23 protein-coding genes are annotated in these 26,010 nt (G+C 69.7%); 16 read left to right on the forward strand and 7 right to left on the reverse strand.

Features of this window, described 5'->3' with window-relative positions:
• Positions 1-424 precede the first annotated feature (424 nt).
• From VA596_RS21875 to VA596_RS21900, 6 genes are all read left to right on the forward strand, one after another.
• Positions 425-784 carry a hypothetical protein gene (locus tag VA596_RS21875; protein ID WP_323329655.1) on the forward strand — a complete coding sequence of 120 codons (360 nt, stop codon included), beginning with the start codon at positions 425-427 and terminating at the stop codon, positions 782-784.
• 46 nt (positions 785-830) lie between these two features.
• The gene (trpS, locus tag VA596_RS21880) at positions 831-1,862 is read left to right on the forward strand and encodes a tryptophan--tRNA ligase (protein WP_323329656.1); all 1,032 of its coding nucleotides are present in this window, start codon (positions 831-833) and stop codon (positions 1,860-1,862) included.
• Positions 1,863-2,438: 576 nt separating this feature from the next.
• The gene (yhjD, locus tag VA596_RS21885; protein ID WP_323329657.1) at positions 2,439-3,452 is read left to right on the forward strand and encodes an inner membrane protein YhjD; all 1,014 of its coding nucleotides are present in this window, start codon (positions 2,439-2,441) and stop codon (positions 3,450-3,452) included.
• Between the two features lie 56 nt (positions 3,453-3,508).
• Positions 3,509-4,615: an acyl-CoA dehydrogenase family protein gene (locus VA596_RS21890; RefSeq protein ID WP_323329658.1), complete on the forward strand. Its 1,107-nt coding sequence runs from the start codon at positions 3,509-3,511 to the stop codon at positions 4,613-4,615.
• Between the two features lie 8 nt (positions 4,616-4,623).
• Positions 4,624-5,625, forward strand: a complete 1,002-nt coding sequence (locus tag VA596_RS21895; RefSeq protein WP_323329659.1) for an NADP-dependent oxidoreductase — start codon at positions 4,624-4,626, stop codon at positions 5,623-5,625.
• Positions 5,622-6,068, forward strand: coding sequence for a winged helix-turn-helix transcriptional regulator (locus VA596_RS21900; RefSeq protein ID WP_323329660.1), 447 nt, complete (start codon positions 5,622-5,624; stop codon positions 6,066-6,068). The genes VA596_RS21895 and VA596_RS21900 overlap by 4 nt, the downstream gene beginning before the upstream one ends.
• Here VA596_RS21900 and VA596_RS21905 read toward each other — a convergent pair.
• Entirely contained in the window at positions 6,065-7,315 is a 1,251-nt protein-coding gene (locus tag VA596_RS21905) for a D-alanyl-D-alanine carboxypeptidase family protein (protein ID WP_323329661.1), read from the reverse strand. The genes VA596_RS21900 and VA596_RS21905 overlap by 4 nt on opposite strands.
• A 43-nt stretch (positions 7,316-7,358) precedes the next feature.
• On the opposite strand from VA596_RS21905, the gene VA596_RS21910 reads away from it, so the two are divergent.
• Together VA596_RS21910 and VA596_RS21915 are read left to right on the forward strand one after the other, a co-directional pair.
• A complete protein-coding gene (locus VA596_RS21910; protein WP_323329662.1) occupies positions 7,359-7,586 on the forward strand; it encodes an SCO4848 family membrane protein in 228 nt (75 codons plus the stop codon).
• A 63-nt stretch (positions 7,587-7,649) separates the two neighbouring features.
• The gene (locus VA596_RS21915) at positions 7,650-9,047 is read left to right on the forward strand and encodes a S8 family peptidase (RefSeq protein WP_323329663.1); all 1,398 of its coding nucleotides are present in this window, start codon (positions 7,650-7,652) and stop codon (positions 9,045-9,047) included.
• Positions 9,048-9,118: 71 nt separating this feature from the next.
• Here the strand turns inward: VA596_RS21915 and VA596_RS21920 are convergent, their stop codons facing one another.
• The 5 genes from VA596_RS21920 to sdhC all read right to left on the reverse strand — a co-directional run bounded on the left by VA596_RS21920 (position 9,119) and on the right by sdhC (position 13,650).
• A complete protein-coding gene (locus VA596_RS21920; RefSeq protein WP_323329664.1) occupies positions 9,119-9,991 on the reverse strand; it encodes a hypothetical protein in 873 nt (290 codons plus the stop codon).
• 256 nt (positions 9,992-10,247) lie between these two features.
• Positions 10,248-11,018, reverse strand: coding sequence for a succinate dehydrogenase iron-sulfur subunit (locus tag VA596_RS21925; protein WP_323329665.1), 771 nt, complete (start codon positions 11,016-11,018; stop codon positions 10,248-10,250).
• Positions 11,018-12,772 (reverse strand): succinate dehydrogenase flavoprotein subunit, encoded by a 1,755-nt coding sequence (gene sdhA / locus VA596_RS21930; RefSeq protein ID WP_323329666.1) that lies wholly within the window; start codon positions 12,770-12,772, stop codon positions 11,018-11,020. The genes VA596_RS21925 and sdhA overlap by 1 nt, the downstream gene beginning before the upstream one ends.
• 19 nt (positions 12,773-12,791) lie before the next feature.
• The gene (locus VA596_RS21935) at positions 12,792-13,205 is read right to left on the reverse strand and encodes a succinate dehydrogenase hydrophobic membrane anchor subunit (protein WP_247060758.1); all 414 of its coding nucleotides are present in this window, start codon (positions 13,203-13,205) and stop codon (positions 12,792-12,794) included.
• A 1-nt stretch (position 13,206) separates the two neighbouring features.
• The gene (gene sdhC / locus VA596_RS21940) at positions 13,207-13,650 is read right to left on the reverse strand and encodes a succinate dehydrogenase, cytochrome b556 subunit (protein WP_285456018.1); all 444 of its coding nucleotides are present in this window, start codon (positions 13,648-13,650) and stop codon (positions 13,207-13,209) included.
• A gap of 1,675 nt (positions 13,651-15,325) precedes the next feature.
• On the opposite strand from sdhC, the gene VA596_RS21945 reads away from it, so the two are divergent.
• The 6 genes from VA596_RS21945 (at position 15,326) to VA596_RS21970 (ending at position 22,151) form a co-directional block, all read left to right on the forward strand.
• Positions 15,326-16,468: a BMP family lipoprotein gene (locus VA596_RS21945; RefSeq protein ID WP_323329667.1), complete on the forward strand. Its 1,143-nt coding sequence runs from the start codon at positions 15,326-15,328 to the stop codon at positions 16,466-16,468.
• Between the two features lie 80 nt (positions 16,469-16,548).
• Positions 16,549-18,120 carry an ABC transporter ATP-binding protein gene (locus VA596_RS21950; RefSeq protein ID WP_323329668.1) on the forward strand — a complete coding sequence of 524 codons (1,572 nt, stop codon included), beginning with the start codon at positions 16,549-16,551 and terminating at the stop codon, positions 18,118-18,120.
• Positions 18,117-19,205 carry an ABC transporter permease gene (locus tag VA596_RS21955; RefSeq protein ID WP_323329669.1) on the forward strand — a complete coding sequence of 363 codons (1,089 nt, stop codon included), beginning with the start codon at positions 18,117-18,119 and terminating at the stop codon, positions 19,203-19,205. The genes VA596_RS21950 and VA596_RS21955 overlap by 4 nt, the downstream gene beginning before the upstream one ends.
• Positions 19,205-20,482: an ABC transporter permease gene (locus VA596_RS21960; RefSeq protein ID WP_323329670.1), complete on the forward strand. Its 1,278-nt coding sequence runs from the start codon at positions 19,205-19,207 to the stop codon at positions 20,480-20,482. Before VA596_RS21955 ends, VA596_RS21960 begins: the two co-directional genes overlap by 1 nt.
• Entirely contained in the window at positions 20,482-20,871 is a 390-nt protein-coding gene (locus VA596_RS21965; RefSeq protein WP_323329671.1) for a cytidine deaminase, read from the forward strand. The genes VA596_RS21960 and VA596_RS21965 overlap by 1 nt, the downstream gene beginning before the upstream one ends.
• A complete protein-coding gene (locus VA596_RS21970) occupies positions 20,868-22,151 on the forward strand; it encodes a thymidine phosphorylase (protein ID WP_323329672.1) in 1,284 nt (427 codons plus the stop codon). The genes VA596_RS21965 and VA596_RS21970 overlap by 4 nt, the downstream gene beginning before the upstream one ends.
• A gap of 93 nt (positions 22,152-22,244) precedes the next feature.
• Here VA596_RS21970 and VA596_RS21975 read toward each other — a convergent pair whose 3' ends face one another.
• On the reverse strand, positions 22,245-23,369 hold the full coding sequence (locus VA596_RS21975; RefSeq protein WP_323329673.1) for a PA containing protein: 1,125 nt from the start codon (positions 23,367-23,369) through the stop codon (positions 22,245-22,247).
• Positions 23,370-23,581: 212 nt separating this feature from the next.
• Between VA596_RS21975 and VA596_RS21980 the strand changes: the two genes are divergently transcribed.
• Positions 23,582-24,676 carry an adenosine deaminase gene (locus tag VA596_RS21980; RefSeq protein WP_323329674.1) on the forward strand — a complete coding sequence of 365 codons (1,095 nt, stop codon included), beginning with the start codon at positions 23,582-23,584 and terminating at the stop codon, positions 24,674-24,676.
• Positions 24,677-24,785: 109 nt separating this feature from the next.
• Positions 24,786-25,991: an MFS transporter gene (locus VA596_RS21985; RefSeq protein WP_323329675.1), complete on the forward strand. Its 1,206-nt coding sequence runs from the start codon at positions 24,786-24,788 to the stop codon at positions 25,989-25,991.
• Positions 25,992-26,010: the final 19 nt, after the last annotated feature.

Consider the following 26,010-nt stretch of genomic DNA (forward strand, 5'->3'; position numbering starts at 1 on the left):
CCAAGCCGGTGAATTTCTTACGAGCTACACCAAGAGGTATAGACCAATCACCAACGGGTGAAACGGGGTCGAAGCGAAGAGGCCGCGATCGGAGCAGCGTGAACTGCGTCAAATGGCAGAACGTGAGGTGTCACTACGGTGAATGGGTGACCAATCGCCGGACAACGATCAGTCAGGCTCTACTTTGGGTATAAGCGTTCCGTCTTCCGCAACACCGTTCGGGTGATCGATGTGAACCCTGGGGGTGCCCGGATCGTGGTCACTGGTGGGCGCTAGTCTCGGCCCCCGAGTCCAACGGCCCACCAGGCCTTGACACGCTCGGTAGTTTTTTGACCAGTAGCACGCAGCGTCTCACTCGTATGGGTGAGCGTCTCGCTCGTCACTCGCGGGAGGCACTCCGGTGCGCAACCCAGGTCAACTCCTGATGCGATCCACGCTGCGCGGGTTCCGCGCGGTCGCGGTCATCGCGCTCGTCCCGGCCGGCCTGCTGGCCGCGGGAGGGGTCGCGCTGGCCGACGTCACGACCGCGCAGGCCGACACCAACACCGACAGCTTCGGTGTGCTGGGCCCGGTCGGCCTGGTCGCTGTCGCGCTCGGCATCGTCGGGATGACGCTGGGTGTGCTGCGCCAGCGCCGCAAGACCCGCTCGACCGCCGAGATCGTCGAGGCCGTTCCGGTCGTCCCGGAGGTCACCGGCCCGGTGACGGCGCTGGCGGAGGCCGTGCTGTCCGAGCCCGACGCGGCCCCGACGCGCCCGTTCCTGGCCCCGCACCCGCACGCCTGAGGCCCCTCGGCGCCGTCGGTGCGCCGCGGCCTGGAAGAATCCTCGCGTGTCCGAAGAGCAGATCGCAGCCGCCCGCCGCCCGCGGGTCCTGTCCGGGATCCAGCCGACCGCCGACTCGTTCCACCTCGGCAACTACCTCGGCGCGCTGCGCCAGTGGGTGCGGATGCAGGACACGCACGAGACGTTCTACTGCGTGGTCGACCTCCACGCGATCACCGTCGAGCAGGACCCGAAGGTGCTGCGCCAGCGCACCCGCGTCTCGGCCGCGCAGCTGCTCGCCATCGGCATCGACCCGCAGCGCAGCGCCCTGTTCGTGCAGAGCCACGTGCCGGAGCACGCCCAGCTGAGCTGGGTCCTGGAGTGCCAGACCGGCTTCGGCGAGGCCGGCCGGATGACGCAGTTCAAGGACAAGTCCGCGAAGCAGGGCTCGGACCGCTCCAGCGTCGGCCTGTTCACGTACCCGATCCTGCAGGCCGCGGACATCCTGCTCTACCAGGCGGACGCCGTCCCGGTCGGCGAGGACCAGCGCCAGCACCTGGAGCTGACGCGTGACCTCGCGCAGCGCTTCAACAACCGGCTGGGCAAGACGTTCGTCGTGCCGGAGCCGTACATCATCAAGGACACGGCGAAGATCTACGACCTGCAGGACCCGACGAGCAAGATGAGCAAGTCGGCCTCCACCGCGAACGGTCTCGTCGAGCTGCTCGAAGACCCGAAGCGCTCGGCGAAGAAGATCCGCTCGGCGGTCACCGACACCGGCCGCGAGGTCGTGTTCGACGCCGAGAACAAGGCGGGTGTCTCGAACCTGCTGACGATCTACTCGGCCCTCACCGAGCGCACGATCCCGGACCTCGAAGCCGCCTACGAGGGCAAGGGGTACGGCGACCTGAAGAAGGACCTCGGCGAGGCCTTCGTCGACTGGGTGACGCCGATCCAGGACCGGGTCAAGTCCTATTTGGACGATGTGACCGAGCTGGACAAGGTCCTCGCGGCGGGCGCCGAACGTGCGCGCGAGGTGGCGTCGAAGACGCTGGCGAAGACGTACCAGCGGATCGGTTTCCTGCCGCCGGTGCGGTGACGCGCGCGGCTCGCCCCACGCAATGGCGGGCCCGGTGCCCGGCACAGGGCCCAAGCTGCAACGACGCGCGGCTCGCCCCGTGCAATGGCCGGGTCCCCGTGCCGGCACAGAGCCCCACCTGCAACAGGGCCCGCCCGCGCCAAGTCCAGCCCAGCCCGCGCCGAGCCCAGCCCAGCCCGCATCAAGCCCCGCCCCCGCCCTCTCCTGGGGGGCTGCCCCGTGTCCAGTTTATCGGTGGCTGCCGACAATCCCGGCTTTTGCGCTGCTCGGGTGTGCGGTTGTCCACATCTGCCGGGGGGTGTGGACAACGGCCTGCACGTTCCTCACCTGCGAGTTTGCGGACGCCCGGCAGGCTCGGACGGCTTGGCGGGGTGCGGACGCGAAGTTCGCGAGCGAAACGCCGGGGGCCCGGCGAAGATCGGGTTTGCGTCAACCCTGGGGGAGACCTGAGTTCTGTGCCGAGCGGCGGGCGGCGAGCCTGCCGGTGATCAAGATCTGACCTACCAGGCCCTTCTCGCCTCCCTCACGCAGACCGCTCGCGTTGCGGGAGTCACCCGGCGTGGTTAGCGTTTCACGGTGGCGAACGAAGAAACGAAGGAAAAGCTCCTGCCGCGGCTGCGGCGGAAGTACCCGTGGCTCGATCACCTGATCCGGGCGAACGAGGCCTTCACCGAGCGGTACGGCAACCACTACGCGGCCGCCATCACCTACTTCAGCGTCCTGTCGGTCATCCCGATCCTGATGGTCGCCTTCGCCGTGGTCGGGCTGGTCGTCAACCACGACCCGGCCGTCATCAACCAGATCAAGAGCAGCATCAACGACTCGGTGCCCTCGGGCCTGCGCAGCCTCGTCCAGGGCATCGTGGACGCCGCGATCGGCGCCGGCAGCGGCATCGGGATCTTCGGCCTGCTCATCGCGCTCTACTCCGGCATCGGCTGGATGGCGAACCTGCGCGACGCGCTCACCGCGCAGTGGGGTCAGGAGAAGCAGCCGCAGCCGTTCGTCAAGCAGACGCTCAAGGACCTTGTCGCGCTGGTCGGGCTGGGTGTCGCGCTCGTCGTCTCCTTCGCGCTGACCGCGATCGGCGGCGGTGTCGGGAACTTCCTGCTCGGGCTCGTCGGGCTGGCGGACGAGACCTGGGCGAAGGTCCTGCTCCGCATCGCGACCATCGTGCTCGGCCTGGCCGCCAACACCCTCGTCTTCCTCTGGGTCATCGCGCGCCTGCCGCGCGAACGCGTCGCGCTGCGCAGCGCCGTCAAGGGTGCGGTGTTCGCCTCCATCGGGTTCGTCATCCTGCAGCAGGCCGCCACGTTCTACCTGGCCAGCGTCACGAAGTCGCCGGCGTTCGCGCTGTTCGGCCCGGTCATCGGCCTGCTCGTGTTCGCCAACTTCGTCTCGCGCTTCCTCCTGCTCGTCACGGCGTGGACCGCGACGGCCAAGGAGAACCAGCGCAAGGTCATCGCGCCGCCGGTGCCGGTGCGGCTCGAGCAGAACGTCACCGTGCAGCGCGGGCCGGGCCTCGGCGCCGTCGCGGGCGCGTTCAGCGCCGGGGCGCTGCTCGCGTGGCTGGGTGGCCGTCGCAAGTCTTGACAGCGAGCAGGTCGGTAAAGAAACTGAACCGGTAAGAATTCTGAACCGGAGGTTTCATGCTGGACGCCGCCCGCGAGTGTGCCGCCCTCGCCAAGACGCTCGCGCCGGTCACCGAGCGGAACCGCGCGCTGCCGGCCGAGCTCGTCGCGAAGCTGACCGACGCCCAGCTCCTGCGCAGCGGCGTGCCCGGTTACCTCGGCGGCCCCGAAGCGACGCCCGCCGTCAGCCTCGAGACGGCGGAGACGGTCGCGCGCGGCGACGCGTCGGCCGGCTGGTGCGTCTCGATCGCCGTGACGAGCAGCCTGCTCTCGGCCTACGCCCCGCGGAAGTGCGCCGAGGAGGTCTTCGGCGACCCGCGCACGGTCGCGGCCGGCGTCTGGGCGCCGCGGGGGGCCGGAAAGAAGGTCGACGGCGGTTACGTCGTCTCCGGCCGCTGGCCGTTCTGCAGCGGAATCCCGCACTGCGACTGGCTTTTCGCCGGGTTCGTGCACGAGAGCGCGTTGTACGTCGCCGCGTTGCCGAAGGCGGAGATCGAGGTGCTCGACACCTGGCACACCAACGGCCTGCGCGGCACCGGCAGCCACGACTGCGTGGCCGACGACCTGTTCGTCCCCGACCACCGCGTCTTCTCGGTGATGGGCGGGCCGCCCGAGGAAGCCGTTGCGCTGCACCGGTTCCCGCTCTTCGGGTACTTCGCGCTGTCCGTCGCCGCGGCCGCGCTGGGCAACGCGCGCGGCGCGATCGACGACCTGGTCGAGCTCGCCTCGACGCGCAAACCGCTCGGCTCCAGCCGGTCGCTGGCCGAGCGGTCGCAGACCCAGGCCGCCGTCGCGGAGGCCGAAGCCGCTCTGCGCGCGGCCCGGCTGTTCTACTACGCGAGCATCGACGACGCCTGGCAGGCCGCGCAGGGCACCGACCCGGTGCCGGACAGTCTCAAGCTCGGCCTCCGGCTGGCCGCCACGCACGCGACGCGCACCGCCGCGAAGGTCGCGGACAGCATGTACGACCTCGCCGGCGGCGCGGCGATCTACGAGACGTCGCCGCTGCAGCGCCGGTTCCGCGACGCCCACACCGCCACCGCGCACTTCCAGGTCAACCCGGCCAGCTTCGAGCTGTCCGGCAAGCTGCTGCTGGGCGTCCCGGCCCGCACCGAACAGTTCTGAGGAGTCCCGTGCCCGTCAACGCCCAGTACCGCCTCGCCGCCCGGCCGTCCGGCCTGCCGAAGGACGAGGACTGGCAGTACACCGAGGACGCCGTCCCGGCGCCCGGTGACGGCGAGTTCCTCGTCGAGGTCAAGTACCTCTCGCTGGACCCGGCGATGCGAACCTGGATGAACCCGGGCCGGTCGTACGTGCCGCCGGTCGGGATCGGCGAGGTCATGCGCGCGGCCGGGATCGCGGAGGTCGTCGAGTCGAACCACCCCGGGTTCAAGGCCGGCCAGAGCGTGTTCGGGACCTTCGGCGTGCAGAACTTCGCCGTCTCGGACGGCAAGGACGTGCAGGTCGTCGACACTTCGCTCGCCCCGGCGCCGACGTTTCTCGGGACGCTCGGCATCAGCGGGATCACCGCGTACTTCGGGCTCTTCGACGTCGGCCGCCCGGAGCCGGGCCAGACCGTCGTGGTGTCGGCCGCGGCCGGGTCGGTCGGCATCGTCACCGGCCAGCTCGCGAAGATCCACGGCTGCCGCGTCGTCGGCATCGCCGGCGGGCCGGAGAAGTGCCGCACGCTGGTCGAGGAGTACGGCTTCGACGCCGCCGTCGACCACCGCGCCGGGAACCTGCGCGCGGACCTGAAGGAACACGCTCCCGACGGCATCGACGTCTTCTTCGACAACGTCGGTGGTGACGTCCTCGAGGCCGCCCTCGCCCGGCTCGCGCGCGGCGCCCGGATCGTCCTGAGCGGCGCGGTTTCGCAGTACAACAGCACCGAGGGCCCCCGCGGCCCGGCCAACTACATGCAGCTGCTGGTGCGGCGCGCGTCCATGACCGGGTTCGTCTTCTCCGACTACGCCGACCGGTACCCCGAGGCGATCGAGGCGCTGGCCGGCTGGGTGCGCGAAGGCCGGCTGAAGGCGCGCGAAGACGTCGTCACGGGCGGGATCGCGAAGTTCCCGGAGACGCTGCTCAGGCTGTTCCGCGGCGAGAACACCGGCAAGCTGGTGCTGGCGCTGTGACCGACCTCCGGCACCGGTTCACGGCGGACTCGGTCGGCCGGGCGCTCGACCTGGTCGGGGAGCGGTGGAGCCTGCTGATCCTGCGGGAGTCGTTCTTCGGCGTCCGGCGCTACGGCGAGTTCGCGCGCAACCTGTCGATCCCGCGCCCGACGTTGTCCGCGCGGCTGAAGACGCTGGTGGAGGCGGGTGTGCTGGAGCGCGTCGAGTCCACACCGGACCGGCCGGAGTACCACCTGACGCAGGCCGGGCGGGACCTGTTCGGCGCCGTCGTCACGCTCATGCAGTGGGGCGACAAGCACCTCGCCGGTCCGGACGGGCCGCCAATCCTGTTGCGGCACAACGACTGCGGCGAGATCACCGACACTTACGTGGCCTGCGGGCACTGCGGCGGCGCGATCGCCACCGACAGGGTGACCCCGGAGCCCGGGCCCGCGTTCCGCTAGTTCCCCGCGGCCTTCTTGCGCTGGTGCCCGACCACGAACCCGCCGACGATGATGAGGAACACCACCAGCGTGATGATCCAGCCGGTGACGCCGAACGGGTCGTCCTTGGCGGCCGCCGCGGTGGACGTGCCGCTGTTGGTCGCGGTGCTGCCGTCGGGGAGGATCGTCGGCTCGCCGCTCTCGGGCGTCGTGGCGGGGGACTGGTAGGTGATCCGGCCGACCGGCTCGGCGTGGTCGTCCTCCAGCGCGAAGCCGTAGTCCAGCAGCTTCCCGGCCTGGTCGACGACCTTGGTGGGCTTCTGCTCGGCCCGCAGCATGACGACGGCGAGCCGCTTGCCCTTCTGCTGCGCGGCGCCGACGTAGGTGTGGCGGGCGTCGTCGGTGAAGCCGGTCTTGCCGCCGAGGAAGCCCGGGTAGACGCCGAGCAGCTTGTTGTCGTTGTAGACCGGGATGGCCGGTTTGCCCCCGGCCGGCGGGATCTCGAAGTCCTTGGTCGCGACGGTCTTCGCGAACTCCGGCTGCTTCATCGCGTAGTGGAAGATCAGGCTCAGGTCGTAGGCCGACGTCGACATGCCCGGCCCGTCCAGCCCCGACGGCGTCGCGGCGCGGGTGTCGAGGGCGCCGATGCGGGCGGCCAGGGCGTTCATCTTCGTCACCGTGGCGTCGACCCCGCCGAGCGCCGTGGCGAACACGTGCGCGACGTCGTTGCCCGAGTGCATCAGCAGGCCGTGCAGCAGCTGGTCGACGGTGTAGCTCCCGCCGGCGACGATGCCGACGCAGGTGCACTCCTGCTCGGCGTCCTCCTTCGTCGCGACGAGCGCGCGCTCGGGCTTCAGCTCGGTGACGACGAGGAGCGCGAGCAGCGTCTTGATCAGCGACGCCGGCCGCTGCCGGGCGTGCGGGTCCTTGGCCGCGATGACCGCGCCGGTGTCGAGGTCCTGCACCACCCAGGACGCGGCGGTGTTGCCGTCCGGCGGGTTGAGCGCGCCGTTCGGGGTGATGAGGCCGCACTCGGCCAGCCGCGGGCCGCCGACCGGCGCCTGGGGCACCGGCAGGGGCGCGGGGGCGACCCGGCCGGGGGCCGGCTTCTCCGACGTGTCGACCGCGGGCGGCGGTGCCTGGTGGTTCGCGCACTGCGCTCCCTGCGGCGGCGCGGCGGCCGCGAGGACCGGCGTGCCCATGGCCAGGAGACCGGCGGTGAGCGTCGTCGTGAAGACCTTGAGCGACCGGGAGGCGACGGAGTGCACCCACGCAATCTAGCGTCGCCGGCGCCCGCGCATACTCAGGGGCATGCGGATTTCCAAGGGCACGTCGTGGTTCCTGCTGGCCTTCGGCGTCTGGTCGTGGATCATCTGGATCACCTTCGCGAAGAACCTGTGGGCGAGTGACCAGTCGTGGGCGGCCGACGGCTCGGCGACCGCGTACTTCGTGGTGCACGCCGTGCTGACCGTCGTGTCGTTCGTGCTGGGGACGCTCATCGGGCTCCTGGGCTGGCGCGGCGTACGGGCCGCTTCCTGACTTTGGTCGGTGGCGCCCGGTTGCGCCTCGGTTTAGGTTGACGCCACCGAACATGGAGGTGGTATGTCCCGTTTACGCCGAATGGCGGCTCCGCTGGCGCTGGTCGTCGGGGGTGGCCTGCTGGCCGTCGCGCCGGCCGCCGAGGCCGCCCCGGTCGCCTGTGACACCACGAGCACGGCCTACACGTACGTCGTCACCTACCAGCCGGGCACGCGCGCGTCGGCCGTCGACCAGGAGCTGGCCGCGAAGTGCGGCACGAAGGTGGCGTACTACGGCGAAATCGGCGTCGCGATCGCCAGCTCGCGCAACGCGGACTTCCAGCAGAAGATCGGCGTCTACCGGGCTTACTCGGGCGGTAAGGACGTAGCTTCTTCTTCGGGCGCGACCGCTCGCTCGCTGGGCGCGGTCCGGACGCTGGAGGACACCCGGTCGGTGGCCGCCGCGGGTAACCTGTCGGCGCAGCAGTGGGACATGAAGGCGATCCACGCGCCGGAGGCGAACAAGAAGTACCAGGGCAGCCGTTCGGTGACGGTCGGCGTCCTGGACTCGGGCATCGACGCCACGCACCCGGCGCTTCGCGCCGCGATTTCTCCTTCGGAATCGGCGGGCTGCATCACGGGAGCCGCGGACACTTCCCCGGCGTCGTGGGCCCCGACGACGTCCGACCACGGCACGCACGTGGCGGGCACGATCGCGGGCAAGGACCCGGCGGCGGGCTTCACGGGCATCGCGCCGGGGGTGCGCCTGGCCTCGGTGAAGGTCGTCAACGACGACGGTTACATCTTCCCGGAGTCGGCGGTCTGCGGCTTCGTCTGGGCGGCGAAGCACGGCTTCCCGGTGACGAACAACAGCTACTACATCGACCCGGGCATGTTCTTCTGCTCGCGCGAACCGGGCGACGCGGCGGCGTACGAAGCGGTGCGCCGCGCGATCACGTACTCGACGCACCACGGCGTCCTGAACATCTCGGCCGCGGGCAACTCGGGCTTCGACACGACAACGCAGACCACGGACCCGAACCGCCCCCACCCGGTGGACAAGTCGTGCGGCATCCTCCCGAAGGCGATCGACGGAGTGGTGACGGTGTCCTCGGTGGGCTACGCGGGCACGAAGTCGTCGTTCAGCAACTACGGCTCGATCGACGTCACGGCCCCCGGCGGCGACTTCTCGCAGACCCCGCCCGCCGGCGCGGGTCCGTCTTGCCCGCTGTCGACGACGGTCTTCGGCGGGCTGTACGGCTCGAAGTGCGGCACGTCGATGGCGTCCCCCCACGCGGCGGGTGTCGCGGCGCTGATCGCTTCGAAGTACCGCTGGCTCCCGCCGCAGCTGCTGGCGAAGGTCCTGACGGGCGAGGCGGACCCGGTTTCGTGCTCCACCACCGAAGCGACGTGCACGGGCCCGGCGAAGAACAACTCCTACTACGGCCACGGCCTGGTCAACGCCCTGGACGCAGTCCACTAACCCTCCCGCTCAGTTGTCCGTGAAGGCCACATTGAGGGACTCTGAGTCCCTCGATGTGGCCTTCACGGCTTTCAAGCAGCTTCATCCGCAAGGAAAACCGCAGGACGCGGGCGAGCCGAGGCTTCCTGGTAGGCCGACCGGAGTTCCGCTAGAACACCCATGGGGTCGCTTTCCAGGCGCGACGGGAGGGTCTGGACGACGGTGATCCCGGCCGCCGCGTACCGGTTGTTCCGGTGCAGAGTTCTGGCGTAGCCGTCCCGGTAGAAGTGGAAGTCGACCGAGTCGATCTCCCACGCCAGCGCGACATCTTCCCACCAACCGTCCGGGCGGCCGATGTAAGCGCCCGCGGCGTTGTGGATCGCCGAGTTCCAGTGGCTCGGCGGTACGGGGAGCTGTCGGCTCAGCTGCCGGGCCCGTGCTTCGGCTACCGACCGGAGATCGGCCCATTCCGCAAGGAGACGTCGTGGCATGGCGGTGCCGCGTTTTGTGCCTTGGTCGAGCTCCCTGCTGATCGCTTCGGGCGAGCAACGGCCTCGCTGGATCGCTTCGATCAGGAGCCTGCCGATGGGTTCGACGGCCCGGGTTCGCCTGACCGTGTCGGTCGTCGCCCGGACCATCGGCGCGAGCGGAAGGCCGTCCCTCAGCCAGGGGCCCGGTAGTCGTGCGGTGCGTTCGATCGTGACGAATTCGCTGCTGAGGATCTTCCGCCCGTGTGGCACCAACACGTGTACGTCGGTATCCGCGAACTCCGCGGGAACGTGGAGGCCGTATTGGCGGCACGCCGCCGCTCCGGTGATCATGCTTTGGGGCCCGGCGTAGAGCAGCGCCGCGATGAGCCGTTCGCGGGCGGTCGGTTGCGTGTTGTGCAGCAGGATGATCCCCGGGAGCAGCCGCTGCCACGGGCCGCCGGGAAGACACCGGCGATAGATGACCTTGCTGCTCATTTCGAGAGATTCCAAGCTGAGTGCCCGGATCACCCCTTCTCGACTGCGTTCCTTCAGCAGTTCGGGATGCTGAGCCCATCTCCCCCTCTTCGGCATCTTTCGATCTTGCGGCGGTACGGACACCGATACCAGCCCCGAACCTCCAGGCTGTGGATAACCCGCCTGTTGTGGATAACTCCGGAAAGCCGTGAAGGCCACATTGAGGGACTCTGAGTCCCTCAATGTGGCCTTCACGGACTGTCTCGCGTGAAGAGCGTCAGACGCGCTTGAAGAGCAGCGCGCGCTTCACTTCCTGGATCGCCTTGGTCACCTGGATCCCTCGGGGGCAGGCGTCCGTGCAGTTGAACGTTGTGCGGCAGCGCCAAACGCCTTCGCCGTCGTTCAGGATGTCCAGGCGCTCCTCTGCCCCCTCGTCGCGGGAGTCGAAGATGAAGCGGTGGGCGTTCACGATCGCCGCCGGGCCGAAGTACGAGCCGTCGTTCCAGTACACCGGGCACGAAGACGTGCAGCACGCGCACAGGATGCACTTCGTCGTGTCGTCGAACCGGTCGCGATCCGCCTGCGACTGGATGCGTTCGCGCGTCGGCTCGTTCCCGTACGTGATCAGGTACGGCTTGATCGCGCGGTACGCCTCGAAGAACGGGTCCATGTCGACGTAGAGGTCCTTCAACGTCGTCAGGCCCTTGATCGGGGCGATCGTGATCGTCGTCGGCTTGCCCGACGACGACAGCAGGTCCTTCATCAGGACCTTGCACGCCAGGCGGTTGATGCCGTTGATCTGCATCGCATCCGAACCGCACACGCCGTGGGCGCACGAGCGGCGGAACGAGAACGTGCCGTCGATGTAGTCCTTGACGTAGAACAGCAGGTTCAGCAGCCGGTCGGTGCGCTGCGCCGGGACGTCGTACGACTCCCAGTGCGGCTCCGTGTCGACCTCCGGGTTGAACCGCAGGATCTTCAGCGTGACGGTGATCGGCGTGTGGTCCGAGTCCGTGGAAGCGGCCGGAGCTTCAGTTGCCGTGGTCATCAGTACTTCCGCTCCATCGGTTCGTAGCGGGTGAAGGTAACCGGCTTGTAGTCCAGCCGGATGTCGGACGCCAGCGCCGTGCCCTGCTTGTACGCCATGGTGTGCCGCATGAAGTTCGTGTCGTCGCGGGTCGGGTAGTCCTCGCGCGCGTGGCCGCCGCGGGACTCCTTGCGCGCGATCGCGCCGATGACCAGGACCTCGGCCAGCTCCAGCAGGAAGCCCAGCTCGACGGCCTCGAGCAGGTCGGTGTTGTACCGCTTGCCCTTGTCCGCCACGGTGATTCGCTCGTAACGGGCTTTCAGCGCCTGGATGTCGGTCAGCGCCTGCTTCAGCGTGTCCTCGGTCCGGTACACCGACGCGTGCGAGTCCATCGTCTGCTGCATTTCCTTGCGGATGTCGGCGACGCGCTCGTCGCCGTGCTCGGAAAGCAGGCCCGCCAGCTGCTCCTCGACCACCGTGGTCGGGTTCTCCGGCAGCTCGACGTGCTCGTGCGACAGCGCGTACTCCGCGGCCGCGATGCCGGCCCGGCGGCCGAAGACGTTGATGTCCAGCAGCGAGTTCGTGCCCAGGCGGTTCGAACCGTGCACGGACACGCACGCGACCTCACCCGCGGCGTACAGGCCGGGGATCACGTTCTCGTTGTCCCGCAACGCCTCGCCGTGGATGTTGGTCGGGATGCCGCCCATCACGTAGTGACAGGTCGGGAACACCGGCACCGGCTCCTTCACCGGGTCGACGCCCAGGTAGGTCCGGGAGAACTCCATGATGTCCGGGAGCTTCGCGTTCAGCGTCTCCTCGGGGATGTGCGTGACGTCCAGGACGACGTAGTCCTTGTTCGGCCCGCACCCGCGCCCCTGCAGCACTTCCTGCACCATCGAGCGCGCCACGATGTCGCGCGGCGCGAGGTCCTTGATGGTGGGGGCGTAACGCTCCATGAACCGCTCGCCGGACGCGTTGCGCAGGATCCCGCCCTCGCCGCGGACGGCTTCGGAGATCAGGATGCCCAGGCCGGCGAGGCCGGTCGGGTGGAACTGGAAGAACTCCATGTCCTCCAGCGGCAGGCCCTTGCGGAAGATGATGCCGAGACCGTCGCCGGTGAGGGTGTGCGCGTTCGACGTCGTCTTGAAGATCTTGCCGGCGCCGCCGGTGGCGAACACGATCGACTTCGCCTGGAAGACGTGCAGCTCGCCGGTGGCCAGCTCGTAGGCGACGACGCCGGACGCGACCGGGTTGCCGTCCTCGTCCGGGCTGGTGACGAGGTCGAGCACGTAGAACTCGTTGAAGAACTCCGTGCCGTACTTGACGCAGTTTTGGTAGAGCGTCTGCAGGATCATGTGGCCGGTGCGGTCCGCGGCGTAGCAGGCGCGGCGGACGGCGGCCTTGCCGTGGTCACGGGTGTGCCCGCCGAAGCGGCGCTGGTCGATCTTGCCCTCGGGCGTGCGGTTGAACGGCAGGCCCATCTTCTCGAGGTCGAGGACCGCGTCGATGGCCTCCTTCGCCATGATCTCCGCGGCGTCCTGGTCGACCAGGTAGTCGCCGCCCTTGATCGTGTCGAAGGTGTGCCACTCCCAGTTGTCCTCTTCGACGTTCGCCAGCGCGGCGCACATGCCGCCCTGGGCCGCGCCGGTGTGGGACCGGGTCGGGTAGAGCTTGGTGAGGACCGCGGTGCGGGCGCGCTGGCCGGACTCGATGGCCGCGCGCATCCCGGCGCCACCGGCGCCGACGATCACCACGTCGTACTTGTGGAACTGCATGGTGGGAGGTCTCCGGGCTTCAGTTCGCGGGCATGTTCGGGTCGAACGTGAAGATCACCATGGTGCCGACGGCCAGGATCAGGACCATGGACACGTACAGCAGGATCTTCAGCCAGAACCGCGTGCTGTCCTTGCGGGCGTAGTCGTCGATGATGGTGCGCAGCCCGTTGCCGCCGTGGATCTCGGCGAGCCAGAGCATCGCCAGGTCCCAGAACTGCCAGAACGGGGACGCCCAGCGGCCGGCGACGAAGCCCCAGTTGATCCGGTGCACACCGCCGTCGAGGATGTTCATGATCAGCAGGTGGCCCAGCACCAGGATGATCAGCGCGAGGCCGGAGATCCGCATGAACAGCCAGCTGTAGAGCTCGAAGTTGCTGCGGCGGGCGGCGGGGCGCTTCGGGGCGCGGGGGTTCGCGAGGGCGAGGTCGGCCATGTCAGTTACCCCCGAAGAGCGTTTCGACGGTGCGCTTCAGCATGAAGAACGCACCGGGGACCATCACGACGACCCAGACCACGCCGATCACCCACAGCATCGCCTTCTGCAGCTTCGGGCCCTTCGACCAGAAGTCGACCAGCATGACGCGGATGCCGTTGAGCGCGTGGAACAGCACCGCGCCGACCAGGCCCACCTCGAGGAGGTTGACGATCGGGGTCTTGTAGGTCTCGATGACCTGGTCGTAGGTGTTCGGCGACACGCGCACCAGCGCGGTGTCGAGCACGTGCACGAACAGGAAGAAGAACGTGAGCACGCCGGTGATGCGGTGCAGCACCCAGGACCACATGCCGGGGTCGCCCCGGTAGAAGGTCCCCTGCCGGCGTGAGGCACCCGCCCGATCGCTCGCCCCTGCCTCCGGGGCAGTGCTCGCCGTGGTGGACATCGGTGAACGGCCTCCAACGTCTGACTTGTGCCCGGGTGACCGGTGAGGTCCGCACTGATCGTCGCTGGTCCACTGGGGACGAACTACGGCGGCAATGCCGAGATCAAGGGTCATCGAGCGTGGATGCCAAGGATGCTAGACCCGCCTCGGACGGACGGCTCACCTCCGGGTTCCCCTCTGTGATGGACCAGACACCGGAGTGGGGCCAGGGCCACCCGGCGGTGTGGTCTGGAGCACACGGACGACGGCTTTCGGGGCGCCGCAGGGGGTATCGGCGTGACCTGCGGCGGCGGCACGGCGATGGCGCGGTGATGTGGGCGCCGTCACAGCCGATCGGGGTCCGCTGTGGACGCTGGGTGGCGGGTTGCGGCTGGTTCGCACGCTCGAAGGACGCTCGGTCGGGTGGTGGTCGCGGTCTCGCGCGGCGCACGCACACGCACGAGGTTTCGGGTGGAGGCTCCGCTTGGCGGCGGGCTCGGGGCCGCGGTGGCCGGATGCGGAGGAGGCGCCCGCCGCTGCTGGGGACAGTCGGGTCGGATGAAGGTGAGTGGCTTCGGGTGGTGACCCGGTTGCCGGAGGGCTGAGGTGGTTCCCGCAGCGGCGGACTCGGGGAGCGGTCGCTGGGCGCGGAGGTGCCGGGTGGGTTCTCGCGGCGGTGGGCTTCGGGCGGGGGTGTGGGAGTGGGCGCCGGGTGTTGGCGTGCGGCTGGGCGCTGGGTGTGGATGGAAGGGCGAGTGGTGTCGGGTGGGTGCCGGCGGTGCTGGGTTCCGGGCGGGGGGTTGCCGGGTGTGGGAGTGGGTGCCGGGTGGGTGCCTGGGCGGTGGTGGGTTCCGGGCGGGGTCACCGGGTGCGGAGGAGTGGCGCCAGGTGTCGGCGGGCGGTCGGGCGCGGATCAGGCATGAGTGATGTCGGTGGGTGCCCACGGCGGAGGGGATCCGGGCAGGGTTTACCGGGTTCGGAGGGGTGTCGGCGTGCGGCTGGGCGCTGGGTGTGGATAGAAGCGTGAGTGGCGCCCGCGGCGGTGGGCTCAGGGCAGGGCCACCGGGTGGAGGCGCCAGGAGTCGGCGGGCAGTCGGGTGCGAATCAGGGCACGAGTGGTTTCGGGTGATGACCCTGGTCTGGGAAGGCCGGGGGCGCGGCCTCGGCGGTGAGCGCGGGTAGCAGTCGCCGGGTCTAGAGGGTGGCGTGGATGGTCTCGCGTGGTGACCCCGTTCCGCTGGAGGTCTGAGATGGGCGCCCGCGGCGGTGCGCTCGGGGCAACGCTCGGCAGCCGCGGCATGGCCCCGTGCCGTGATCACCGACCGTGGCCCCGGCGCCCCGCCAAACCACGTCCAAACGAGGGCACCCACCCCTCGAACCCGTCGTCTCACAGGGTGACCGTGCTGGCCGTCGATCACGGACACCCGGCACAATCGGTGACGTCCGGCGGCATTTTGGCCGTCATGACCCCCGCGAACCCGGCGAAAGTGGCCTGCGGCGCGCCCGATGATCACGTTGGGTATACATCCGGTCGCGCGTGCGACTCGTGAGTAAACGTTTGTGTTACGTAGCGTGCCTTTCCTATGGCGCATTCCTGTCCGTTGGGTACGGTCTGGCGGTCGACCCGGCAGTTGGGCCGGGACGCGCCCTTGACCATCCGCTGGATCAGCGGGGAGGGAGACACACGTTGCGTCGCATGCGTGGAACCGCGCTGGCCGCCGTGGCCATGGCCGGGGTGCTCACCCTGGCCGGGTGCGCCAAGGACTCGAGCGGTGGTAGCAGCAACAACAGCGCCGCGCCTTCGTCGGGCGGTTCGGACTGCGTGACCGCGCAGAAGCCGCCCGCCGCGCCCGCCGCGTCGAGCAGCACCGCCGCCGCCGGTGGCAAGGTCGACGGCAGCAAGCTGAAGATCGGCCTGGCCTTCGACGTCGGCGGCCGGGGTGACGCGTCCTTCAACGACGCCGCCGCCGCGGGCACCGACAAGGCCAAGTCCGACCTGGGCGTGACGACGGTCAACGAGAGCACCGCGTCCGCCAGCGAGGCCGAATCGGCCAAGCAGCAGCGCCTCGACCAGATGGCTTCGCAGGGCCTCAACCCGATCGTCGCGGTCGGGTTCGCCTACGCCGACTCGGTCAAGGCCGTCGCCGCCAAGTACCCGAACACCAAGTTCGCCATCGTCGACGACGACTCGATCACGCTCCCGAACGTGACGCCGCTGGTCTTCGCCGAGGAGCAGGGCTCGTTCCTGGCCGGCGTCGCCGCCGCGTACAAGAGCAAGAGCTGCCACATCGGCTTCGTCGGCGGTGTCAACACCCCGCTGATCCAGAAGTTCGAGGCCGGCTACCTGCAGGGCGCGAAGACCGTTTCCAGCAAGATCAAGATCGAGGACGAGTACCTCACGCCGGCCGGTGACTTCTCCGGGTTCCAGGACCCGCCGAAGGGCAACGCGAAGGCGCAGGCCGAGATCGCCAAGGGCGCGGACGTCATCTACCACGCCGCCGGGGCCTCCGGTAAGGGTGTCTTCGACGCCGCCAAGTCGGGCAACGCGCTGGCCATCGGCGTCGACTCCGACCAGTACAACCAGAAGACCGTCGCGGCCGACAAGGACGTCATCATCACGTCCATGCTCAAGCGCGTCGACGTCGCGGTGTTCTCCTACATCGAGGCCGTCGCCAAGGGTGACCTGACGACCCTGCCGAAGCGGTTCGACCTCAAGGTCGACGGCGTCGGCTACGCCACCTCCGGTGGCAAGGTCGACGACATCAAGGACGTCCTGGACGGGTACAAGGCCCAGATCATCTCGGGCGCGATCACCGTTTCGGACAAGCCGCAGAAGTAACTGACAACGCGGGCAGGGCTCGGAGGGCAAGCGCCCTCCGAGCCCTCACGTGTTTTGACAGAGATGGAACTCTCCCGCCCATGAGCACTGCCGAGGCCCCGGCCGCGGCCGTCCCCGACCGGGGCGTGCCCGCCGTCCAGCTGACCGGGATCACCAAACGTTTCCCTGGCGTGGTGGCCAACTCCGACGTCAACCTCACCGTCGTCACCGGCGAGGTGCACGCCATCTGTGGTGAGAACGGCGCCGGCAAGTCCACCCTGATGAAGATCCTCTACGGCATGCAGCCGCCGGACGAGGGCACCATCGCGATCAACGGCGACGAGGTGAGACTGCGCAACCCGCAGGACGCCATCCGCGCCGGCATCGGCATGGTGCACCAGCACTTCATGCTCGCCGACAACCTCACCGTCGGCGAGAACGTCTTCCTCGGCGCCGAGGGCCTGCACGGCATCGGCCGCGCCGCCCGCGCCCGGCTGGCGGAGCTCGCGCAGCGCACCGGCCTGCACGCGAAGCCGGAGACGCTGCTGGAGGAGCTCGGCGTCGCCGACCGCCAGCGCGTCGAGATCGTCAAGGTGCTCTACCGCGGCGCCAAGATCATCATCCTGGACGAGCCGACCGCGGTGCTCGTGCCGCAGGAGGTCGACGCGCTCTTCGCGACCGTCCGGGAGATGAAGGCCGACGGCTACACCTTCCTCTTCATCTCGCACAAGCTCGACGAGGTGCGCGCGATCGCCGACACCGTCACGGTGATCCGGCGCGGCACCACCGTCGGCACGGCCGACCCGAAGACCATCACCTCGCGCCAGCTCGCCGAGATGATGGTCGGCTCCGAGCTGCCCAGCCCGGAGACCCGCGAGTCCACCGTCACCGACCGGGCCGTGCTGCGGCTGACCGGGCTGACGCTGGGCGCCGAGGGCTCCGACCGCAACGCGCTCGACGACATCACCTTCACCGTGCGCGCGGGCGAGGTGCTCGGCGTCGCCGGGGTCGAGGGCAACGGCCAGACCGAGCTCGTCGAGACCATCATGGGCATGCGCAAGGCGTCCGGCGGCACGATCGAGCTGGTCGACGCCGACGGAAAGGCCCGCGACCTGACGAAGGCGGGCACGCTGGCGCGGCGCGAGGCGGGCATCGGGTACATCGCCGAGGACCGCACGCGGCACAGCCTGCTGCTCACGCAACCGTTGTGGGTCAACCGGATGCTCGGTTACCAGACCCGCGAACCGGTCTCAAAAGGACAGTTGCTCGACATCGCCGGCACCCGCTCGGACACCGAGCGGATCGTGCGCGAGTACGACGTCCGCACGCCGGGGATCGACGTCCCGGCCGCGGCGCTTTCGGGCGGCAACCAGCAGAAGCTGATCGTCGGACGCGAGCTGTCCGGCAACCCGGTGCTGCTCATCGCCTCGCATCCCACGCGCGGGGTCGACGTCGGCGCGCAGGCGCTGATCTGGGAGAACATCCGCCAGGCCCGCGCCGCCGGCCTCGCCGTGCTGCTGATCTCGGCCGACCTCGACGAGCTCATCGGCCTGTCCGACACGATCCGCGTCATGCTGCGCGGGCGGCTCGTCAGCGAAGCCGACCCGGCGACCGTGACGCCGCAGGAACTGGGCTCGGCGATGACCGGCGCCGGAGAGGGTGACGACGAATGACCTCCTGGCGCACGAAACTGCTGCCACCGCTGCTGGCGATCGCGTTCGCCGTGCTGCTGTCGGCGATCGCGCTGATCGTCTCGGGGGCCGACCCGCTCCAGGCGTACGGCACCATGATCGGCCAGATGTTCAAGGGCTCGACCGCGGTCGACACCGTGAACCTCGCGACCGTGTACTACCTGTCCGGGCTCGCGGTCGCCATCGGCTTCCAGATGAACCTCTTCAACATCGGGGTCGAGGGCCAATACCGGTTCGCCGCGGTCGTCGCGGCCATCGTCGGTGGTGCCCTGCAGCTGCCGCCGGTGATCCACACGCTGGTGATCCTCATCGTGGCGGTCGTCGCCGGCGCGTTCTACGCGGCCATCCCGGCGGTTCTGAAGGTCACCCGCGGGGTGAGCGAGGTGATCGCGACGATCATGCTGAACTCGATCGTCGGCGGGATCATCGCCTTCCTCATCAACGCCGACCAGTTCGGCGTGCAGCGGGGCAACAACATCGGGACGCGGGAGATCGCGCCGTCCGGCCGGATCCCGGGCATCCCGCTCGGCTCGGGCACGCTCTTCGGGTTCGTGATCATCGCCGCCATCATCGGCGCCGCCTACTGGTTCATGCTCAACCGCACGCGGTTCGGCTTCGAGCTCAAGGCGTCCGGCGAGTCGACCACCGCGGCCGCCGCGGGCGGGGTCAACGCCAAGAAGATGACGCTGATCGCGATGGTGCTCTCCGGCGGTGTCGCCGGCCTGGTCGCGATGCCGGAGCTGCTCGGCCGCGACTACACCTACGGCATCACCTCGACCCAGATGTACGGCTTCACCGGCATCGCGGTCGCGCTGCTGGGCCGCAACCACCCCGGCGGCATCGCGCTCGGCGCGCTGCTGTGGGCGTTCCTCGACACCTCGGCGGTGTCGCTGGAGCAGATCAACGTGTCCAAGGAGATCGCGACGATCATGCAGGGCATCATCGTGCTGTCGGTCGTCGTGGCGTACGAGATCGTGCGGCGGGCCGACCTGGCCGCCGAACAACGCAGAGTCGGCCGGGCACTCGGCGCCAAGCCCGCCTCGGTCGCCGGGGGAGGTGCCGTCTGATGGCCGTCACCGACGTTTCCCGCCCCGACGCGGGCAGCCCCGGCGCCATGCCGGTGCACCGCAAGCGATCCCGCATCCCCGGCTGGCTCCGCGGGGTCATCTGGGCCGTGATCGCCATCGCCGTGATCTCGACGGCGTCGTACTCCACCGGCGTCTCGGCACTGACGTCGTCCAACACCGCGTCGACGGCGCTGCGCCTGGCGCTGCCGATCCTGCTGTGCGCGCTCGGCGGCCTCTGGGCCGAACGCGCCGGCGTCGTCAACATCGGTCTCGAGGGCATGATGATCCTCGGGACCTGGGGCGCCGCCTGGGGCTCGTACAACGGCGGTGTCTGGGCCGGCCTGCTGGCCGCGATCGCGTTCGGCGCACTGGGCGGCCTGCTGCACGCGGTGGCGACGGTGACGTTCAACGTCAACCACATCGTCTCCGGTGTCGCGATCAACCTGCTGGGCCTCGGCGTCACGAAGTACCTGGCGAACCTGATCTTCGAACCGCTGTCGGGCAACCCGCGGCAGTCGCCGGTGGTGCCGAAGTTCGACACCTACTCGGCTTCGGGCCTGTCCGACTGGCTCGGTGACCTCGAGAAGGAGCAGCGCGTCGGGATCTCCGACGTCGCGGGCGTCCTGCGCGGCCTGGTCACCGAGGTGGCGCCGCTGACGATGATCGCGATCCTGCTGGTGCCGATCAGCTTCTGGGTGCTGTGGCGCACGCGCTTCGGCCTGCGGCTGCGCTCGTGCGGTGAGAACCCGGTGGCCGCGGAGTCCCTCGGGGTCAACGTCTACCGGCACAAGTACGTCGCGATGCTGATCTCGGGCGCGTTCGCCGGCATGGGTGGCGCTTCGCTCGTGCTGCTGCGCGGCGGCGCGGACTACCTGGAGAACCAGACCAACGGCCGCGGGTACATCGGCCTCGCGGCGATGATCTTCGGCAACTGGCGCCCGGGCGGCCTCCTCGGCGGCGCGGCGCTGTTCGGGTACGCCGACGGCCTGCAGCTTTCCGGTGGCGGCGAAGCGGTGCTCGCGCTGCTGTACGGCGCGGTGATCCTGGTCGCCGTGATCGTCGTCGTCCAGCTGTTCCGCCGGCAGTGGATCGCGGCCGGGCTCGGCGTCGTCGGCGCCGGGATCCTGTACTTGATCTACTGGTCGAACGACACGCTGCCGTCGGACCTGATCCCGTACACCGCGCACTTCGTGACGCTGATCGTGCTCGCCGTCGCTTCGCAGCGGCTGCGGCCGCCGAAGGCCGACGGGCAGCCGTACCGGCGAGGTGAGGACTAGTGTCCACAATAGACTGGGACGCTCTGCGTTCTCAGGCGATCGAAGCTGCTTCCCATGCGTACGCGCCTTATTCGGGCTTGCACGTCGGCGTCGCCGGGATCGTGGACGACGGCCGGGTGGTCGTCGGCTGCAACGTCGAGAACGCGTCCTACGGGCTCGGGCTCTGCGCGGAGTGCACGATGGCCGGCCAGCTGCGGCTGTCCGGCGGCGGCAAGCTGGTCGCCGTCGCGTGCCGCAGCGGCGCCGGTGACCTGCTGATGCCGTGCGGCCGGTGCCGTCAGATCCTGTTCGAGCTGGGCGGGTCCCAGTGTTTGGTGGACACGCCGAGCGGCATCCTGCCGATGTCGGACGTGCTTCCGGACGCCTTCGGCCCGGACGACCTACCGTGACCGCGTTCTCCGCGGTCGACGTCATTCGCGCCAAGCGGGACGGCGGCCGGTTGACCGACGAGCAGATCGACTGGGTCGTCGACGCCTACACCCACGGTGTGGTCGCCGAGGAGCAGATGTCGGCGCTGGCGATGGCGATCTTCCTGCGGGGCATGGACTCCGACGAGATCTCCCGCTGGACCGGCGCGATGATCGCGTCCGGCGAGCGGCTCTCCTTGGACGTGACCCGGCCGACGGTCGACAAGCACTCGACGGGCGGGGTCGGCGACAAGATCACGCTGCCGCTGGCGCCGCTGGTGGCCGCGTGCGGCGCGGCCGTGCCGCAGCTGTCCGGCCGCGGTCTCGGGCACACCGGCGGCACGCTCGACAAGCTCGAGTCCATCCCCGGCTGGCGGGCTGCCCTGTCCACGGCGGAGATCCAGGCGCAGCTGGAGGACGTCGGCGCGGTGGTCTGCGCGGCGACGTCCGGGCTGGCCCCGGCGGACAAGAAGCTGTACGCGCTGCGGGACGTCACCTCGACGGTGGAGTCGATCCCGCTGATCGCCAGCTCGATCATGAGCAAGAAGATCGCGGAGGGCGCGTCCGGGCTGGTCCTGGACGTGAAGTTCGGGTCGGGCGCGTTCATGAAGACGCTGGACCAGGCGCGGACCCTGGCTTCGACGCTGACGTCGATCGGCGTCGACCACGGCGTCCCGACGACGGCGCTGCTGACCGACATGAACGTCCCGCTGGGGCGGGCGGTCGGCAACGCGGTCGAGGTCGCGGAGTCGGTTTCCGTCCTGCAGGGCGGTGGGCCGTCGGACGTCGTCGAGCTGACCTTGGCGCTGGCGCGGGAGATGCTGGCGCTGGCCGGTGTTTCCGCGGATCCGGCGGCGGTGCTGGCGTCGGGCGAGGCGTACGAGACGTGGTGCCGGATGATCTCGGCACAGGGTGGTGACCCGTCGGCGCCGCTGCCCAAGCCGTCGCACGTCCACACCGTGGTCGCTCCGGCTTCCGGGGTGCTGGCGTCGCTGGACGCGTACGCGGTGGGCGTCGCGTCGTGGCGGCTGGGCGCGGGCCGGGCCCGCAAGGAGGACCCGGTGCAGGCCGCGGCCGGCATCCTGTGCCTGGCGAAGCCCGGCGAGGCCGTCACCGAGGGTGAGCCCCTGCTGGAACTGCACACGGACACGCCGTCCGCGGTCCCCGCGGCCTTGGCGGCGCTGGAAGGCGCCTACTCGGTCGCCTCCGTGGCTCCCGCCCCGTCGCCGATCGTCCGGGAGACGATCCGCGGCACGGTGTGATCATCATCGCGAAGATGATCACCCGTCCGAGTGACTCTTGACGCGAAGAGGCCCCCACCGGCATGCCGGTGGGGGCCTCTTCGTTCGTGCTGCTTACTCCGTGGGCTCTTCCGAACCTTCGCCCGGCTTGGCCTTGGCGTCGGCCGGCTTCGGCGCGCGGCCGTTGCGCGAGCTGCGACGCGGCTGGCGCGGGGCCGGGGGCGGCGGCGCGATCTGCTGCACCGCGGGGCCGCCGCCGAGCATCAGCTCCGCGAACGTCGCCATCGCCTCGTCGAGCTGGCCGCCGATGCGGCGGACGCTCTCGTCGTTGCTCTTGCGGACCAGCGTGTCGACCGAGTCGGTGTCGGGCTGCTTCGACAGCGTGCCCTCGACCTTGGACAGCCCGGCCTTGAGCGCGCCGTCGAGGTCGCCGATGCCGGAGAGGAAGCCGTCCTCCACCTTGTCGAGGCGGCCGGCCAAGTCGTCGAGGCGGGTGGTGACCGTCTCGAGGCGGTTGCCGAGCTTCTCCAGGCGGTCCGAGGCGTCGATCATCTCGCCGGTCTCGGTCAGCGCGACCTTGAGCGCCTCGGTGTTCGCGCCGATCCGCTCGCCGGTGACGCGGTCCAGCTCGCCGATGCGCTCCTGCGTGACGCGGCTCAGCTCGTCGACCTTGCCCCGCAGCTCGTGGTCGGCGTGGTCGACGCGGTCGCGCAGCGACGCCTCGGCCTGCTCGATCCGCTCGCGGACCGGGCCGAGCACCGACTGCGGGATCGAGTCGAGCTTCGCGTCCTGCTTGTCGAGGTGGCCGCCGACCTCGTCGATCCGGCGGTGGATGTTCTGGAGCTTGTCCTCGAGTCCGTCCATCCGGCCCGCGACGCCCTCGAAGCGCGCGGCCATGCCGTCGAGGCGCCCGTCGAGCTGGGCGAACGGCTTGGCCAGCTTGTCGACGATGCTCTCGACGGCGCGGGTCAGCGCGGCGATGGCGTTGTCCTGGGCCTCCAGCCGGGACATCGTCTCGTCGAGGCGCTCGGCCAGGACGCTGACCTCGGTGCGGTCGGGCATCTCGGAGAGCCGCTTGCGGACCGCGCCCAGCGAGTCCACCGGCGCGAGGCGGGCGTAGATGTCGTCGAGCGCGTCGAAGATCTGCTGCTGCTCGCTCTCACGCACTTCGGCCGCGCGCACCAGCATGTTGCGCATCCGGTCGAAGGACGGGGCGGCAATGTGGTTGTCAGTGGTCACTGCTGTGTGTCCTTCGTCGGCGGGGAAATGGAGGGACGTGCCACGAAGCTTAACGATTGCGAAATTGCTGTGCGTATGGCCCCCGTGAAGCGGGTATTGCGGAGGCCGCCCCCGGATGGCCGATTCGTTACCTGATCCTCGACGCTCAGGGTTAGCCCGAGGCTGAGGGTTACGGCCATGTAGGGGAATGACAACGAGGTTACCGTTGGGGGATGCCTGACGAAAGCCCTGATCTGCCCATCGAGACGCTCCGCCGCGCGCCCAAGGTGCTGCTGCACGACCACCTGGACGGCGGCCTCCGGCCGTCGACCGTGGCCGAGCTCGCCGACGCCACCGGTTATGCCGGCCTGCCCACCACCGACGCCGCCGAGCTGGGCAGCTGGTTCCGCCGAGCGGCCGACTCCGGCTCACTCGTGTCCTACCTCGAGACGTTCGCGCACACGTGCGGTGTGATGCAAACGGAGGAATCCCTGGTCAGGGTCGCCGCGGAAGCTGTCGAAGACCTGGCCGCCGACGGCGTCGTCTACGCCGAGGTGCGCTACGCACCGGAGTTGTTCGTCGAACGCGGTCTGTCACTCGATGCGGTGGTTGAGGCGGTCCAGGCGGGGTTCACGGAGGGCACACGGCGCGTGGCCGCGGCCGGCGGTTCGATCCGCGTCGGGACGTTGCTCTGCGCGATGCGCCAGCACGCCCGGGCCCTCGAGATCGCCAGCCTCGCCGTCCGCTACCGCGACGCCGGCGTCGTCGGGTTCGACATCGCCGGACCGGAGGACGGATTCCCGCCGACCCGCAATCTCGACGCCTTCGAGTATTTGCGGCAGAACAATGCGCATTTCACCATTCACGCCGGAGAGGCGTTCGGACTTCCGTCCATTTGGGAGGCGATTCAGCACTGCGGCGCCGAACGGCTGGGGCACGGCGTGCGGATCATCGAGGACATCAAGAGCGACGCCGACGGCACGGTCCACCTTGGACGGTTGGCCGCCTATGTCCGTGACCGCCGTATCCCGCTGGAGATCTGCCCGACGTCGAACGTCCAAACAGGCGCCGCGCGCTCGATCGCCGAGCACCCCATCGGGCTGCTGGCGAAGCTGCGCTTCCGGGTGACCGTCAACACGGACAACCGGCTGATGAGCGGATGCACGATGACCAGCGAATTCGCCACGCTGCACGAGACCTTCGGCTATGGCCTGGACGAGCTGCGCTGGTTCACGATCAATGCGATGAAATCCGCCTTCATCGATTTTGACTCCCGCCTCGCGCTGATCGACGACGTGATCAAGCCCGGGTACGCCGCCCTGCGCTGACCTGCCGGCTCCGGACCGTGGCCGCCGATCGGTGGTTGCGGTCCTTAGGCACGACAACTATCGTTCACCATGTAGGAGGTTGTTCTCAGATTTTGAGACGGTGACGACGATGGCGCAGGTCGCGGACGGTTCGGTCGAGCAGGTGCAGGCGAGTTCACGACGGTGGCTCATCCTCGCGCTCGGCCTCGCCGCGCAGACCGCGAGCTGTTCGTTCCTCTACGGCCTCCCGTTCCTGGTCCCGGCCATGCGGGCGGCGGAAGGGCTGACGCTGGCCCAGGCCGGCACGGTCGTCGCGGCCCCGAGCATCGGGTTGTTGTTCACCCTGATCGTGTGGGGCGCGGCTGCGGACCGTTACGGAGAGCGTCTGATCATGGCCCTCGGGCTGGGGGCCTCGGGGTTACTCCTGGTGTACGCCGGGCTCGGCGCTCACTCGGTCGGGCTGCTCTTTGGGGTGTTCCTGGTGGCCGGCGCGTGCACGGCGTCGGTGAACGCGGCGAGCGGCCGGGTCGTCATGGGCTGGTTCGCGAAGTCCGAGCGCGGGGTCGCGATGGGGATCCGCCAGACGGCCCAGCCGCTGGGCGTCGGCGTCGCGGCGCTCGGGCTGCCGCCGCTGGCCGCGCACTTCGGGTTCCGCGCGGCGATGCTGCTGCCGGCCGGGCTGGCGATCGTCGTCGCGCTGCTGGTGGCCTGGCTCGTCACGGACCCGCCGCGGCCGCCTCGGCCGGCTTCGGGTGAGAAGCCGCCTTCGCCGTACCGGCACGCGACGCTGTGGCGGGTGCACGGCGCGAGCGCGCTGCTGGTGGTCCCGCAGTTCGCGGTGTCGGCGTTCGCGCCGGTCTACCTGGTCGCGGTGCAGCACTGGAGCCCGCTGTCGGCGGGCTGGTACCTGGCGGTGGTCCAGATCCTGGGCGCCGCGGGCCGGCTCGGGTCGGGCTGGTGGTCCGACCGCGTCGGCAGCCGGCTGCGCCCGATGCGGCAGCTCGCGGTGCTGAGCTGCCTGGTCATGCTGCTGGTGGCGCTGGGGGACACGACGTGGCCGTGGCTGGTGCTGCTCGCGCTGGCCCTGGCGGGGATCATCACGGTCGCCGACAACGGCCTCGGCTTCACGGCGTCGGCCGAGCTGGCGGGGCTCGCGTGGTCGGGCCGCGCGATGGGCACGCAGAACACGGGCCAGAACATCGCGGCGTCGCTCACGCCGCCCCTGCTCGGCCTGGTCATCGGCGACAGCCGCTACGCGCTGGCCTTCTGCGTCGCGGCGATCTTCCCGGCACTGGCGGTGCTGGTGGTCCCGACCCGCGCGGAGCCCCGCGACTGACCCCGTGTCGTCCACCCAG

It is taken from the genome of Amycolatopsis heterodermiae (genome assembly GCF_034929455.1).
In the GTDB taxonomy this organism is placed as follows: domain Bacteria; phylum Actinomycetota; class Actinomycetes; order Mycobacteriales; family Pseudonocardiaceae; genus Amycolatopsis; species Amycolatopsis heterodermiae.

Bases quoted from the DNA above. Each gene is read 5' to 3' on its own strand.
- VA596_RS21875 (WP_323329655.1), top strand. From the start codon at position 425: ATGCGATCCACGCTGCGCGGGTTCCGCGCGGTCGCGGTCATCGCGCTC.
- VA596_RS21890 (WP_323329658.1), top strand. From the start codon at position 3,509: ATGCTGGACGCCGCCCGCGAGTGTGCCGCCCTCGCCAAGACGCTCGCG.
- VA596_RS21910 (WP_323329662.1), top strand. From the start codon at position 7,359: ATGCGGATTTCCAAGGGCACGTCGTGGTTCCTGCTGGCCTTCGGCGTC.
- VA596_RS21915 (WP_323329663.1), top strand. From the start codon at position 7,650: ATGTCCCGTTTACGCCGAATGGCGGCTCCGCTGGCGCTGGTCGTCGGG.
- VA596_RS21920 (WP_323329664.1), bottom strand. From the start codon at position 9,991: ATGAGCAGCAAGGTCATCTATCGCCGGTGTCTTCCCGGCGGCCCGTGG.
- VA596_RS21925 (WP_323329665.1), bottom strand. From the start codon at position 11,018: ATGACCACGGCAACTGAAGCTCCGGCCGCTTCCACGGACTCGGACCAC.
- sdhA (WP_323329666.1), bottom strand. From the start codon at position 12,772: ATGCAGTTCCACAAGTACGACGTGGTGATCGTCGGCGCCGGTGGCGCC.
- VA596_RS21935 (WP_247060758.1), bottom strand. From the start codon at position 13,205: ATGGCCGACCTCGCCCTCGCGAACCCCCGCGCCCCGAAGCGCCCCGCC.
- sdhC (WP_285456018.1), bottom strand. From the start codon at position 13,650: ATGTCCACCACGGCGAGCACTGCCCCGGAGGCAGGGGCGAGCGATCGG.
- VA596_RS21945 (WP_323329667.1), top strand. From the start codon at position 15,326: ATGCGTGGAACCGCGCTGGCCGCCGTGGCCATGGCCGGGGTGCTCACC.
- VA596_RS21950 (WP_323329668.1), top strand. From the start codon at position 16,549: ATGAGCACTGCCGAGGCCCCGGCCGCGGCCGTCCCCGACCGGGGCGTG.
- VA596_RS21955 (WP_323329669.1), top strand. From the start codon at position 18,117: ATGACCTCCTGGCGCACGAAACTGCTGCCACCGCTGCTGGCGATCGCG.
- VA596_RS21960 (WP_323329670.1), top strand. From the start codon at position 19,205: ATGGCCGTCACCGACGTTTCCCGCCCCGACGCGGGCAGCCCCGGCGCC.
- VA596_RS21980 (WP_323329674.1), top strand. From the start codon at position 23,582: ATGCCTGACGAAAGCCCTGATCTGCCCATCGAGACGCTCCGCCGCGCG.
- VA596_RS21985 (WP_323329675.1), top strand. From the start codon at position 24,786: ATGGCGCAGGTCGCGGACGGTTCGGTCGAGCAGGTGCAGGCGAGTTCA.